Here is a 13230-nt window from a genome sequence, read left to right as displayed (position 1 = left end):
TGCCTCCTCATGGATTTGGGGGAACCGGTTCCCTCGTCTCCCGGACCTGTTCGCTGTTCGTGAGACGATACCCCTGTTTTCGCAGGACATCGAGAATTGGCTCGGGGTCGAGAATCTCGTGGATATGATGGACGCCGTCGGGAACCGCTGTATCTCGGATGGCCAACGCCACAGTTGCCGCGACGATGCCAGTCACTCGGCTCTGCTCTCTCCCGTCGATCGCCGTCATCAGCGTCTTCGCGGTCGAATTCTGCTGCCCATCGACCTCAACCGTCACGGCGAAGCCGTCCCCGCCGACCGAGAGCGTCGAGACGAGGTCCGTCAGTCGATCGAGCCCGATCGCCTCGACGGCTGGACGGTACAATCCGACCCACGAGAGCCCATAGACTGCCGACGTGACGCCCCGTGAGTCGAAGCACAGGTGAGTTCTAGCTGGCACGTTGAGCGTTCGGTGGAGGACGTGTTGATCCGCGAAGTCGAAGCTGTAGGCCCACCTCTGGCCATATCGGGGGAACTCTACCGGTACTGGATTCGAAAAGCCACGGATCGACCCGGAGTGTCCCGCTGTAGGGACCGCGAACTCCCGACTGATTCGTTCGAGCGTCCATCGACTCGCTGCGGGACCGAACGCCTCCCCGAGACCGAGTAGCACGCCGATCTGGATGTCCGAGACCGACGACAGCTGGTCGGCCATTAGCTTCGCCAGCAGATTCGTGACGCCGGGCGCGAGCCCCACGCTCAGGACTGCTGTCGCATCACCATCTCGTGCGAGGTCGTCAAGCTGTTCGACTTGGCGGAAGAATTCGTCCGAGGCCGTGACGTCAACATAGTCGGCCCCCGATTCGAGGCACGCCTCAACGAACGCTGTTCCGGACTGATCCACGCACATCACAACCTGGTCAACGTCTTTGAGGATACGAGCGTACGAATCCGTCTCCTCGAGGTCGAAGGCGATGCCAGAGACATTGTCTCCGAACTCACTTGCGACGGCGTTCGCTTTCGTCTCGTCGCGACCAGCGATAATGACGGCATTCGCGTCGTCAGACGCAGTAGCCAGGTCTTCCGCTATCGTGCGACCGACTGACCCGTAGCCGCCGACTATCAGCGTCGTCATGCTGAGAGATCGACCCCCCGGAGTCGGCGGGCGTTGATCGCGACGATGATGGTCGACAGCGACATGAACACCGCGCCGATCGCTGGCGACAGGAGAATGCCGATGGGTGCGAGGATTCCCGCAGCGAGTGGCAGCGCGAACACGTTGTAGCCGGTCGCCCAGACGAGGTTCTCCTGCATCTTCCGGTAGCTCGCCTTCGAGAGCTTGATGAGACGGACGACATCCAGGGGGTTGTTGTCGACGAGGATGATGTCGCCCGACTCGATGGCCACGTCGGTCCCCGAGCCGATGGCGATGCCCACGTCAGCTCTGGTGAGCGCTGGCGCGTCGTTGACGCCATCGCCGACCATCGCCACCAGTTTCCCTTCGGACTGGAGTGCTTCGACCTTGGTGTCCTTCTCCTCGGGGAGCACCTCCGCGAAGTACTGGTCGATGCCGAGTTCCTCCGAGACGGCCTTCGCGACGTCCTCGGAGTCGCCGGTCAACATCGCAACCTCGATGCCCATCCCGTGCAGTGCCTCGATGGCCTGCCTGCTTTCTTCCCGGATGACGTCGGCCAGCGCGAACGCCGCGACGACCTCTGATTCGTCGTGAATCAGGTAGATAACCGTCTGTGCGTTCGCGCCAGCTTCCTCAGCGAATGCAGTGATGTCGTTGGACCGCTCGATGTCGAGTTTCTCGATCAGGTTGGGGCCTCCCAGATGAACTGTCTCGCCGTCGACAGTGGCTCTGACGCCGAGACCGCGGAGGTTCTCGAAGCTTGCGACCTGCGCCCGTTGGATGTCACGTTCAGCGGCGGCGTTCCGGATAGCGCGAGCAATCATGTGTTCGGAATCACCCTCGACGCCCGCAGCGACCTCGAACGCCCGCTGTTCGTCCCAGTCGCCCGCCGTCTCGACCCCGACGACGCCCTGTTCGCCCTTCGTGAGCGTCCCGGTCTTGTCGAACATCACCGTATCGAGATTCCGGGCCTCTTCCATGGCGATGCGGTCGCGGATGAGCATCCCGTTCTGGGCAGCAGTGGAGGTGTTGATTGCGACGACCAACGGGACGGCGAGTCCGAGTGCGTGCGGACACGCGATGACGAGCACCGTCACGACGCGTTCGAGTACGCCGATGTTGAACCCGACCGCAACGACCCACGCGATGGCCGTAATCGCTGCGACGCCGAGTGCCACGTAGAACAGCCAGCCGGCTGCCCGGTCGGCCAGGAGTTGCGTACGGGATTTGGACTGCTGGGCCTCGTCCACGAGGCGCATGATGCCCGCCAGCGTCGTCTCGTCACCGGTCTTGGTCACCCGGACACGCAGGCTGCCGTCCTGGTTGACCGTGCCAGCGACGACCTCCACGCCGGGTTCCTTGTCGACTGGACGGGACTCGCCGGTGATCATCGACTCGTCGACGGACGATTCACCTTCAACAACTTCGCCGTCCGCGGGAACGGAGGCACCTGGACGGACGAGGATGACGTCGTCCTCGGACAGCTCGGAAACGGGAACCTCCTCCGTGTCGCCGCTCTCAGTGACGCGCTCGGCGGTGTCGGGCATGAGCTTCGCCAGCTCGTCGAGTGCACCGGAGGCCTGCCGGACCGATCGCATCTCCATCCAGTGGCCCAGCAGCATGATGTCGATCAGCGTGACGAGTTCCCAGAAGAACGGCGTCGTCCCCTCGAGGAACAGACTCGCAATCGAGTAGACGAACGCGACGGTGATGGCCAGCGAGATGAGCATCATCATCCCTGGCTCACGGTTCTCGAGTTCCGTCCGGGCCATCGAGAGGAACGGCACGCCACCGTACGCGAAGATGATTACCGAGAGAACGGGCGTGATCCAGACACTACCTGGGAATGTCGGCGCCGTGTAGCCGAAGACGTCCTGAATGAACTCGCTGAAGAAGATGACTGGCACCGAGAGGACGAGCGACACCCAGAACCGCCGCCGGAACATCTGTTCGTGACCGGTATGGTCCGTGTGCTCCGCGTGGTCCCCATGGTCGCGGCCGTGACCCCCTCTGCGTTCGTGCGATTCGTGATCGGGTTCCTCCGTCGCGTGATGGGTATGGTCGTGTCCGTGTTCGTGGTTCGAGTGGTCGCCCGTCGCTGTCTCCTTCTCGCGTGCTTGGTCCGGATGCTGCACCGTGGGATTCGCAGTCGGTGCCACAGACCCTCGGGTCTCGGTGCCTTCCTCTAACTGGCAAATCCGACAGCACTGTACGCTCCCACCGGCCGATTGCCGGGGGAGATTCGTTGATGGTCCATCTCTGGAACCCTCGTGGTTTGAATGCTCGCTCATAGCCTGTTTGTCGACGCCGTCCTACATGATTCTGTTCCACCCGTGACGAAATCCGACCAGAGCGGTTCGAGCTTCGCGGAAGAATGCCGAGTTCGTCCGACCGCTGGTCTCCGATTTCGCTTCAGGCGTGAGCCGAGTATCCGGCGTCTTTGACCGCCTCCACGAGCGTATCGATGTCGGCATCGCCGTCGACGTTCGCGCTCTCGGCTTCGCGGTCGGCGGTAGCGTCCGTCACACCGTCTACGTCTCGGAGCGCGTCCTCGACGGTCTGTTCGCAGTGTTCACACGTCATTCCCTCGACGGTTATGGTCGTCGTCATACAGTACTCCCTACGCGAGCGACTCTTATGCGAATTTCTCTTTCGGCAGGGTCGGTGAGAACAGTCCGATTCTTTCGATAGTAAAGTCCATCATCGAATCTGTCGCGAATTCCGCCGACGAACGAGCAGAGAACGAGCGTCAGGTCGCTCCTACCCATCGAACAGCGTCTCGAACCACGACTCGTTCGCGGGATGGACGCTACGACGAACGTCGCGGACGGCGGCCGCCACGAAGAAGGCGAACACTGCGTGTCCGAGATGTGTCGAGCGTACTCCGAGGAGGAGCGCCGTCCCTCCGGCAACTGCGGCGAGCAGGCCGCCCAGACCGACTCTGAAGAAGAACGAGCGCTGGACGACGACGTGATCCGTCCGATAGAGGAGGACGTAGCAGAGAACGGCGATCGCGAGCGCACTCCCGACGGAGGCTCCCGTCAGGAAACCGGCGCTCATCGATTCTCACCCCCTACCGGCCGGGGCCGCGGATGGATGCGAACGAACCAAAGGACGACGACGAAGAAGCCGGTCTGTGCCCCGATTTCGACGAGAGCGAGAGACGCGCCCGGGAGGGAGTACAGTTCTCCGATGTGCGCTGCACCGAAGAGGAGACTCACGAGCGAGAATCCGAGGAGGGGACGTCGGTACGCGCCGGGATACTGTCGCCAGAACGCTGGGACCGCCGAGACAACGTACGCGGTGCTGGCTACGATAGTCGCTAGTGCGACTGTATCGACGGCGAACGGAATCATACTGCGAGACACCGGAGCCGTCTACAAGTCTGTTTTCCCCGGCGAGTGCACGTCGGCGCTCTCAGCCGAGCAGGTATCGCGCCCACGAGTATCTCTCGACGAACGGACGACCGTCGACCTCGTATTGTTCGAGTTTGGCGTCGAGGCCGAAGATGCGGCCCGCACCGAACGCCGCGACGGAGAGGAACACGAGCATGTACGCGAAGTCGCCGTTGATGTATCCGTGGGCGACGTCCCAGTTCCCGAAGTAGAACATCAGCATCATGAACGCCCCCCAGAACGCGGCGAGCCGAGTCAATGCGCCGACGATGAGACCGAGTCCGATGAGCACCTCGCCCCACGGGACGGCCACGTTCACGAAGTCGACGAACCACGGGGTTTCTCCCATCGCGACGAACAGACCGGCGAGCGGACTCCCGTTGGCCGGAACCGCTCCCGTCAGATAGCCGCCCGCGCTGAAACTTCCGGAGAGAACCTTACTAAGTCCGCTCTGGAAGAACGCGATACCCATCATCAGTCTGAGTGCGAGGATGAACCACACGCTCAGCGTGTGGAGCTTCCCACTCGCTGTGAAACCGCCGACCGTACTCTCTAATCGCACTTCTCGTGACGACATGATGTCTCCACTCTTCTCCGGGACAAATAAAAAGTCACCTCATCTCACCTCCCACTCAACCGACGGGTTATCGCCGTCGCCTGCTCCCAGAGGAACGCGGCGTCGACTCCCTGTTCAGTCGTCACTACCGGCATCTCGCGCACGTAGGCGTCGGTCTGTACGACCTGCAGTAGAAACGCGGCGACGTCGGCGCGCGAAATCGGCCCCGCGGTCGCGTCAACGTCAACGCCGTGGACGAACTCGCCAGTGGGAGGGCCGTCGGTCAGTCCGCCGGGGCGGACGATAGTCCACTTGACGTCGCTCCCCGCGACGAGTTCCTCTTGTCTCGCCTTGTCCACCATCAAGTCGTGGAGGACTGTCGCGTTCGCGAGACGCACGTACCACGGAACCTGGCGAACGCTCGCACCGAGTCCCATGGAAGTCAGCGCTACCAGACGGTTCACACCTTGCTCATTCATCGCGGTGAGGATGTTCTCAGTTCCGCTGGAGACCACGTCCCGAGGATTGTCGCCGGTACGCCCCAAGAGACAGACGACGGCGTCTGCGTCCGTCACGGTCTCCGAGACGTTCTCCGGGACGAGGACGTTTCCCTCGACGGCGACGATAGCGTCGTCGGTCGAGAGTCTCCCTGTCGACCGCGTGAGTGCCCGTATCTCGTGACCCTCCGCAGTCGCACGTTTCGTAAATTCTCGTCCGGCCCCACCTGTTGCACCGAATACTGCCAGTCGCATCTGTTCGGATGTCTCTGTCTGTTTCTGTTGAAACCACCGGTGAGCGACACACCTCTGGGCTTCGAGACCCGCGGGCGGTCTACAGAGTTGGACTTGAGGGCAGTAGCATTCCGAAATCCGGTCCGCGTATACGATGTGCGTTGACGGTTACGGATTCGAAGGTGGAGAGCGGTCCGTCACTCCTCCTTATCGGGTAACAGCGGACATCGGAAGAAGTCAGGCGTATCGTCAGGGGAACCCTCCGTAATCCGGATGTGGCCCAAGTTTTCGTGGAACAGTATCGAGTTCGGATCGTTCGCCGGGCCGTATCGAGTGAGGAGTGGAACGGATCCGTCGTGGTCGTGGATACCCTGATGCGTCCACGTCGCGGTGTGCGTCCACCAACGGCCTCCGTTGTACGCCCGATTTCCGGGGGCGGCCTCTGCGACCGGGAGTTGGTCGTCCGGAAGCGGGTGGGGGTGATGGCCCGCGTGTTCCTCGTGGTCTGGGGGATGCTCGTGGTCGGTCGTGACGACGAACAATTTGTCCAGATTGTGTTTCTTCCTCGGTTCGTCGAACGTTCCGGTAACCTTGGTCCCCCACTGCTCGCCGTCTCCCCAGACGCTGCTACTGAAGTCTGGACGCCCGCGTTGGGCGGTGGCGCTCCCTATCGAGGTAGTCCCGAGTGCGATAGATCCCACCACTATCGCACCGCTTCTGAGCACGCTTCGCCGAGATTCGTGATTTCCATTGCGTGACATTTTCTGTCTCGTCCCACTCTTCAACGTGGATACCTAACCAGATATAGGTATGGTGCCGGCTCTCTGTGAGTCCTATTCCACTATTCGACTATCGACTACCGATTCTTTTTATACCCAATGCCTTCGATTCGAGATTCGTTTAATCCCTCGTTTTGACTCCTACTACGGGAGACTACCTCTTCTTTGTCATCGTTGGTGATATATATGCCTTGGACACGTAAAAAATAGGTTCCAGAGACCTGCGTTCAAGCGCATATTACGCCACTACTATTGTAATGATGAAGGTGTAGAGAATAAGAAGGGTGTCGTTACAGCGTTCGCCGGAGTAGCAGGGATAGTGACGGATGACAGTGACGGGACAGAGAGGTGCGTCTGAAGCGGAAGAGTCTATGCGTCCGGAGCGAATCCGAACGGCGTACCGTCCACGTGGCTCCGAGTGAGGAGGACGAACATCGCCTGACTCCACTGGAGGTTCGCATTCCAGTGGGGGCGGCCATGCTCGTCGACGCGTTCCGGAAGCAGTCCCGCCGCCGTCGTCCACGCGAGAGCGTCGTCGAAGAGATGGTCTCGGACGGCCTCCTCATCTGTCTCGCTCTGCCACCGCGCGACGTCCGCGTACGCTTCGCAGAGGGGCCAGCCGCCGACTTCTGCGGTTCCTGTCGGTGTGTAGCAGTCACCCGGATAGCGTCCGATACACCGGGCGTCGGGCGCGTTCCATGGACGCTCGCCGGCGAGGCGAAGCGTCGAGCGGAGGGGTTCGCCGTCGGCGTCGACGACGTTCCACGGCCAGTACGCCATGAACGCCGCTGCGTCCGGACGTTCGTCGGCGGACGGAGAGAACGCCGTCTCGGGGCTGGCCGCCGTGACGTAGTGGTCGCCGTACGGGGTATCGCGGGCGAAACAGTAGTCGTCGAAGTTCGCTTCCCACTCTCCGGCGCACTCGCGACACCGGGTCGCGAACTCCGTTTCGTCTCGTTCGTCGGCCATCGCCGCCATCGATCGGAGTCCGGCGATGGCCGCGGCGACGCCCTCCGTTGAGTACCCCCACGTCTCCTCCCACGGGTCTTGGTGTCTCTTCGGGAATCCCTCCCCGTTATCCCACGCGAGGAGGAACTCGGCTGCGCGGCGGGACATCTCGTAGTGATCGGTGAGGACGGACCGGTCGTCGGTTTCCCGCCACAGGAGCCAGTGGGCATAGATGGGTCCGCCGACCTGATCCAACTGCAGGGCGCGCCAGTGCGGGTCGCCGGAGGTGTAGTAGTTCTGCCACCACGTCCCGCCGCGGTCGATTCCCCGTTCGTCCCGTTCCGGTGTGGTTATCTGTACGTCGTCTAACCAGCCGAGTGCGTCCCGAGCCTCGTCGTACGCTTCCGCGGCCGCGAGTGCCTGAATCATGATGACCTGGTCGCGCGGCCAGACGAACTTGTAGGTCATGTCGCGGGGTTTGAACGCGCCCGCGATCATCGCGCCGAGGCTGTCCTGCGCACACTTCATGCTCGTGAGCGACTTCTCGTAGAGCTCGTTCGCTCGTTCGTCGTCCGTCGGCCCGTTCGTCACGCCGTCGTGCCACTCGGTCCACGCCTCGGCGAACGCGTTCCGTTCTCGTTCGTACCCGTTATCGAGCATCTCGCGCGCGTGAGATATCGGCCACTCCTCTCCCCGACAGTAGCCGATCGCGGTCACCCACTCAACGTCGGTCACCTCTCCGGCGTACAGGCCGAACGCCGCGTCCAAGTCGCCGTGGTTGTATGTGTTCGAGTCGATGTAGCCGTCGTTCTCCACGTAGACGTCGTTCCACGCGCTCTTGTCGGTTCCCGATCGATGGCCTTTCTTTCCGATTCGAAGGCCGTCGAACCGTCGGTCGTCGGTCGTCGAGCGCTCTTGTGCCGCCGCGAGATATCGGTTCTGGTCGTGTGCGACCAGAAAATCCTCATTTCCCTCGTCAACGTGATACGCGTCCTGTACTGCGTGGGGATGGTCATGGTCATGTCCCTTGATGCCCAATCCGAGCAGGGTGTATAGCGTCCGCTCCCCCGGCGACGAGAACGACGCACGGTTTCTGAGCAGGAGTCCGCACGTATTCACGCTCGTGATGATATCCTGCGTGAGGACCGCAGACTCCCCGTCGGCGAACTCGAATCGGTTCTCTACGTGTATTTCGGGGACGCGACTCGACTCGTACGTCACCGAACTCTCGACGGCGTCGTTGCGAACGTCGAGCGTCTCCCCACGGTCGGCGTCCCAGATGAGCGTGTGGAGGTCGTAGAACAGTTCGATGTCGAGACGGAAGGCGGACGTCTCCTCGACGAGCGCGCCGTGCCAGTCTGTGTGCGTCCCGTCGTATCGGTTCACCGTCGCTAAGGCTTTCATCCCGGCCCGATCGGGCGTACTCACTATCGCGTCCTTGTTACTCGACCGGCCCGACGAATCCCCGTTCGGCGGCATAAGTTAGACGTATCGTCGGAGCGAGAACTCAATAGTGTACCGTCGTGCCGACGGGACAAGCGGAATGAATCCCGATGGACCCGTCAATCAGCGACCGTGCTGTCGTCCGGGACTCGTGCTTCTGCGAAGTGAGGTTCCTCCGTAGACCGGCTACGACGAGATACAGGTAGACCAGCACGGGAAGCACGTCCCACTCTCGGCGTAACCCTCTTCCGTCTCGACGAACCGATCGATCGGTCCCGACGCAATCTTTATCCTGTGACCAAAATAATATTGTATAGAATGCCCTATACTATACAGAAAAGAGTCGGTGGTGAGTTCGACGCTGTCGTCGAGACGACCATCGAATCGCTCGAAAATGAGGGGTTCGGTGTCCTCTGCGATATCGATGTGCAGCAGACGCTCAAGAAGAAACTCGACGAGGACTTCCGACGATACCGAATTCTTGGTGCGTGTAACCCCCAGCTGGCGCATCGCGCCCTCCAGGAGGAGATCGAGTTGGGGGCACTTCTGCCGTGTAACGTCATCGTCTACGAGGACGACGACGGCGTCACCGTAAGCGCCGTCGACCCCGAGCAGTTAGTCGGCATGGCGGACAACCCCGCGCTCGATTCCGTGGCAGCGGAGGTACACGAACGATTCGAACGCGTCTTGGCCGCAGTCGAAGCGGGGGGAGGTACTGACGATGGCAGAACCGAGTAACCGCGACTGGGTGACCATCCTCATCGTCGTCCTCGCCGTCCTCATCCTCTGGCCCGTGCTAATGATGCTGGGCTTCGGAGGTATAGGGATGGGATATGGCGGTTATGGCGGGATGATGGGCGGGCTCTACGGAAGCGGTGGGTCCGGATGGGTCGGGTTGGGAATCCAGTTGCTATTCCTGCTCGCCATCTTGGGCGGCGGTTACTTCGTCGTCCGCCGCCTCCTCAACCAGCACGATTCCCATGACGCGGCGAGAGAAGAACTCCGTCGCGCGTACGCCCGCGGAGACCTCTCGGATGAAGAGTTCGAGACACGGCAGTCGAAACTCTAGTCCGAGGAGTGAAGCAGGGAGATGACGTCACCTCGCCGTCGCGAGTTTCTCCTGAGTGTCGGCGGCACAGTCGCGTCACTGTCCGGTTGTATCGCGCCCGGGTTCACGGGGCATCGAACCGCGAGCGCCGACATCAGGCTCTACGTTGACCACTAGGGCTTCGTCATCGTCGAGGAGTCGGGAACTGAGTGGGAGCACGTTGACCTAGACTCGGGGGCATCGAACTCATCGGGTTCAATATGAGTACCGACCGAGCTGTCGAGCGGCTTCCGACTGCGGTCCGCGAGGCCATTCTTGAGCACGAGGAACTGGATGAACGGAACGAAGAGACCATTCTACCGCCTGATACCGGTAATTTCCACGAGGTGCTCGAAGCAGCGAACGAGCAGTACCGACCACAACCTCGCCGTGATGCCATCGGGACGGAATACGGGATATGGGATGGGTGGGGTGATGCTTTCACCGATTCCCCTGCCGGCGAACGCGACGACGCCCACGACGGCTCGAATCACTGCGTCTCAGCGAGGAAATTTCACGCTCAGCTGTCTCAGTCCTGCGGATATGGACACCCGTACATGGAACTCGACGGCGCACTCGTCGTCCGCTGAGTCACGAAAAAATCCGACCGTTCGCTGTGTAGTCAAGCGGTTCCGAACCCCCTCTGGTGTCACACAGACGAAGGATGAGGACACGGCAGGCGACGACGGCCAGCAGGTGTCGATCATGCTCTTGGTCTCGCGTACGTCGAGATTGCTATTGGAGGCAGACAGATGTCGCCATTGAAGCGATGGACTGGCACTGGGTACAACGACCCGCGCGACGGAATTAAGACAGTCCACAGCGCTTTCGTGACGCTACATACTGTGGATTTGTCGGCTTCTCATTCCGGATTGTAAAACGGCGAAAGTCCGATCAGCCGAGTCGCTCTCGTGTCCCGACACGGCGGTCAGACAGACGGCCGATATCCGGCCTTTGAGGCGGACAACCGGATGTACTGAGTCGCCCGCTCATCCCTTACATCGGTGGCCACAATAGACAAAAATGAATCGCACGTATTACTGAATGCAATGGCTCAGATCGACGACCTGCTCGACGATTCGACCCGCGAGTGTATCGACAACTGTCACGAGGCCGTGAAGGCGTGCGCCCATTGCGCCGACGAGTGCGCCGACAAGGGCGAGGAGATGGCGGAATGTCTCCGGCTCTGCCGCGACGTGGTCACCGTCGCTTCGACGTGCGCGCAGCTCTGTGCGTCGGGCTCGCAGTTCAACGGCGACATCGCTGAGACGTGTGCCGACGTGTGCGAATCGTGCGCCGACGAGTGCGAACAGCACGACCACGACCACTGTCAGGCGTGCGTCGAGCCCCTCCGTCAGTGTGCGGAGTCCTGCCGTTCGATGGCGTAAACTCCGACAGACGCACCACCCTCTACTTCGTTTTCTACAGCGGAGTGATGCCTGTCGCTTCGTTCAATTCACGTCCGAGACAATGACGCATGCGTATCACCACGGGGTTGAGCACCGGAACCCCCACGACGGAATTGCTCGCAGAAACGACCGAATAGATCGGTTCGGTGCTCCGGTCGAACCGATTCAGGAGGAACAGATGTGAGTCTCCTATACGCCGTACTCGGTCTGTTCGTTCTCTTGGGCACGGTCGTCGACCTCTTGTGGACCACGCTCTGGGTCGAGGGAGGCGCGGGACCCCTCACGGATCGGCTGATGAGAAGCATCTGGTGCGGGCTTCGACGGACTGCAGACCGCCACTCGCGGCGTCTCACTCTGGCGGGCCCGCTGATCCTCGTCGTCAGCCTCTCGACGTGGATAGTACTGCTGTGGCTGGGTTGGACGCTCATCTTCGCAGGCGCGGAGAACGCCGTGACCGAAGTCAATGGACCCGCGACCGTCACTTGGGTCGAACGGTTCTACTTCACCGGCTACTCGCTATTCACGCTCGGGAACGGTGGATTCGCCCCGAGCGGGGCCGTCTGGCAGATCGTCACTGTGGTCATGACGGCGAGCGGGATGCTGTTCATCACGCTGATCGTCACATACGTCCTCTCTATCCTCGGTGTGGTCACGCAGAAACAACAGTTCGCCAGCAACGTCAGCGGACTCGGGGCGTACAGTGAGGCCGTCGTTGAGGCCGGGTGGAACGGGAGTGAACTCGACGGGTTCGACCTCCCGATCGAGACGATCACGACCGAACTCAACGAGTTGACGGTGAATCACATGGCCTATCCCATCCTCCACTACTTCTACACGCAGCGACGGCAGTACTCGGCAGTCGTAAGCGTCGCCATCCTCGACGACTCGCTCACGTTGCTGCGATTCGGCGTCCCACCGGAACACCAACCGAGCACCGCTGTCCTAAAGAACGCACGTTCGAGCGTAGAGAACTACCTGGAGATGGTCAGCGACACGTTCGCGCAGTCGGACGGAACTCCACCCGAACCCGACTTGAACATGCTCCGCGAGAACGGCATCCCGACGGTTTCCGACGAGGATTTCGCTGATGCTCTGGAGGAGAAGCAGGAGCGCCGGAGACGGTTACACGGGCTAACTGACGCCGATGCTCGATACTGGCCGCGCCCCGAGAACGAGTAACACGGCGAACCGTTCTCGCTCCGGGGTAATCGCGGGGTCTCCTCGACGGTCAAGTACGACGGCGTCGACGAGGCGGGGAGCCCCGCGCCTTCGTCGACGACGCGTAACCGGCTCGAATACGGCGATCTGCGGGCCGTTACGCCGCTGGACGGTGTAACCGGGAGTCCCGACCGAACGTTCGACCTGACCCTGTCTCGGGGCAGGTGGGGAGTGGGTATGGACTATCAATGGGCAGGCAGATCCCGACGCGGACCTGCTTCGGATCCGCCGGGACGAACACGTCCGAATCCGGATGACGAACCGAAGTCCGGTCGTCCACCCGATGCACCTCCACGGCCATTTCTTCCGCGTCGGCGACGCAGTCAAGGACACCGTCCCCGTACCGGGACATATGGGACAGGTCATCATCGAGTTCCACGCCGATAACCCCGGTCGGTGGCTGTTCCACTGTCACAACCTCTACCACCTCGACGCGGGAATGGCGCGCGTCCTCAGATACGTCGAGTGAAACCGGGCGACTCCGCTTCCACTATCGCGGCCTCTCTCGACGTCCGCAGACGGTGTGAATGAGATATTTCCTCTCACAACC

The 13230-nt window shown here is 61.5% G+C and carries 14 protein-coding genes; 6 read left to right on the top strand and 8 right to left on the bottom strand.

What is annotated here, in order from left to right; all coding sequences use genetic code 11:
• Window positions 1–7: 7 nt before the first annotated feature.
• The 8 genes from NDI76_RS21600 to NDI76_RS21565 all read right to left on the bottom strand — a co-directional run bounded on the left by NDI76_RS21600 (window position 8) and on the right by NDI76_RS21565 (window position 8951).
• Entirely contained in the window at window positions 8–1114 is a 1107-nt protein-coding gene (locus tag NDI76_RS21600; protein WP_310926202.1) for a saccharopine dehydrogenase family protein, read from the bottom strand.
• Complete coding sequence (locus NDI76_RS21595) at window positions 1111–3060, bottom strand: copper-translocating P-type ATPase (protein WP_310926249.1); 1950 nt, start codon at window positions 3058–3060, stop codon at window positions 1111–1113. Before NDI76_RS21595 ends, NDI76_RS21600 begins: the two co-directional genes overlap by 4 nt.
• A gap of 466 nt (window positions 3061–3526) precedes the next feature.
• The gene (locus tag NDI76_RS21590; RefSeq protein ID WP_310926201.1) at window positions 3527–3724 is read right to left on the bottom strand and encodes a heavy-metal-associated domain-containing protein; all 198 of its coding nucleotides are present in this window, start codon (window positions 3722–3724) and stop codon (window positions 3527–3529) included.
• Window positions 3725–3874: 150 nt separating this feature from the next.
• The gene (locus NDI76_RS21585; protein ID WP_310926200.1) at window positions 3875–4174 is read right to left on the bottom strand and encodes a hypothetical protein; all 300 of its coding nucleotides are present in this window, start codon (window positions 4172–4174) and stop codon (window positions 3875–3877) included.
• A gap of 357 nt (window positions 4175–4531) precedes the next feature.
• A complete protein-coding gene (locus NDI76_RS21580) occupies window positions 4532–5086 on the bottom strand; it encodes a DoxX family protein (protein ID WP_310926199.1) in 555 nt (184 codons plus the stop codon).
• 44 nt (window positions 5087–5130) lie between these two features.
• Entirely contained in the window at window positions 5131–5817 is a 687-nt protein-coding gene (locus NDI76_RS21575) for an NAD(P)-dependent oxidoreductase (RefSeq protein WP_310926198.1), read from the bottom strand.
• Window positions 5818–5993: 176 nt separating this feature from the next.
• Window positions 5994–6521 carry a hypothetical protein gene (locus NDI76_RS21570; protein ID WP_310926197.1) on the bottom strand — a complete coding sequence of 176 codons (528 nt, stop codon included), beginning with the start codon at window positions 6519–6521 and terminating at the stop codon, window positions 5994–5996.
• 423 nt (window positions 6522–6944) lie between these two features.
• A complete protein-coding gene (locus NDI76_RS21565; RefSeq protein WP_310926196.1) occupies window positions 6945–8951 on the bottom strand; it encodes a glycoside hydrolase family 15 protein in 2007 nt (668 codons plus the stop codon).
• A 333-nt stretch (window positions 8952–9284) separates the two neighbouring features.
• Between NDI76_RS21565 and NDI76_RS21560 the strand changes: the two genes are divergently transcribed.
• From NDI76_RS21560 to NDI76_RS21535, 6 genes are all read left to right on the top strand, one after another.
• Complete coding sequence (locus NDI76_RS21560) at window positions 9285–9704, top strand: DUF302 domain-containing protein (RefSeq protein WP_310926195.1); 420 nt, start codon at window positions 9285–9287, stop codon at window positions 9702–9704.
• Window positions 9688–10035 carry an SHOCT domain-containing protein gene (locus tag NDI76_RS21555; protein ID WP_310926193.1) on the top strand — a complete coding sequence of 116 codons (348 nt, stop codon included), beginning with the start codon at window positions 9688–9690 and terminating at the stop codon, window positions 10033–10035. The genes NDI76_RS21560 and NDI76_RS21555 overlap by 17 nt, the downstream gene beginning before the upstream one ends.
• A 239-nt stretch (window positions 10036–10274) precedes the next feature.
• Window positions 10275–10643, top strand: coding sequence for a hypothetical protein (locus tag NDI76_RS21550; protein ID WP_310926192.1), 369 nt, complete (start codon window positions 10275–10277; stop codon window positions 10641–10643).
• A gap of 459 nt (window positions 10644–11102) precedes the next feature.
• Entirely contained in the window at window positions 11103–11441 is a 339-nt protein-coding gene (locus NDI76_RS21545) for a four-helix bundle copper-binding protein (RefSeq protein ID WP_310926190.1), read from the top strand.
• Window positions 11442–11642: 201 nt separating this feature from the next.
• A complete protein-coding gene (locus tag NDI76_RS21540) occupies window positions 11643–12641 on the top strand; it encodes a potassium channel family protein (RefSeq protein WP_310926189.1) in 999 nt (332 codons plus the stop codon).
• A gap of 223 nt (window positions 12642–12864) precedes the next feature.
• Window positions 12865–13149: a multicopper oxidase domain-containing protein gene (locus NDI76_RS21535; RefSeq protein WP_310926248.1), complete on the top strand. Its 285-nt coding sequence runs from the start codon at window positions 12865–12867 to the stop codon at window positions 13147–13149.
• Window positions 13150–13230: the final 81 nt, after the last annotated feature.

This window comes from Halogeometricum sp. S1BR25-6, assembly GCF_031624495.1.
Classification (GTDB): Archaea; Halobacteriota; Halobacteria; order Halobacteriales; family Haloferacaceae; genus Halogeometricum; species Halogeometricum salsisoli.
The sequence above is the reverse complement of the archived record's forward strand: the minus strand, read 5'-3'. Positions and strand labels throughout refer to the sequence as shown.

Coding starts and splice junctions, on each gene's coding strand:
- NDI76_RS21560 (WP_310926195.1), top strand. CDS start 9,285: ATGCCCTATACTATACAGAAAAGAGTCGGTGGTGAGTTCGACGCTGTC.
- NDI76_RS21595 (WP_310926249.1), bottom strand. CDS start 3,060: ATGTTCCGGCGGCGGTTCTGGGTGTCGCTCGTCCTCTCGGTGCCAGTC.
- NDI76_RS21575 (WP_310926198.1), bottom strand. CDS start 5,817: ATGCGACTGGCAGTATTCGGTGCAACAGGTGGGGCCGGACGAGAATTT.
- NDI76_RS21600 (WP_310926202.1), bottom strand. CDS start 1,114: ATGACGACGCTGATAGTCGGCGGCTACGGGTCAGTCGGTCGCACGATA.
- NDI76_RS21550 (WP_310926192.1), top strand. CDS start 10,275: ATGAGTACCGACCGAGCTGTCGAGCGGCTTCCGACTGCGGTCCGCGAG.
- NDI76_RS21555 (WP_310926193.1), top strand. CDS start 9,688: ATGGCAGAACCGAGTAACCGCGACTGGGTGACCATCCTCATCGTCGTC.
- NDI76_RS21590 (WP_310926201.1), bottom strand. CDS start 3,724: ATGACGACGACCATAACCGTCGAGGGAATGACGTGTGAACACTGCGAA.
- NDI76_RS21580 (WP_310926199.1), bottom strand. CDS start 5,086: ATGTCGTCACGAGAAGTGCGATTAGAGAGTACGGTCGGCGGTTTCACA.
- NDI76_RS21545 (WP_310926190.1), top strand. CDS start 11,103: ATGGCTCAGATCGACGACCTGCTCGACGATTCGACCCGCGAGTGTATC.
- NDI76_RS21585 (WP_310926200.1), bottom strand. CDS start 4,174: ATGAGCGCCGGTTTCCTGACGGGAGCCTCCGTCGGGAGTGCGCTCGCG.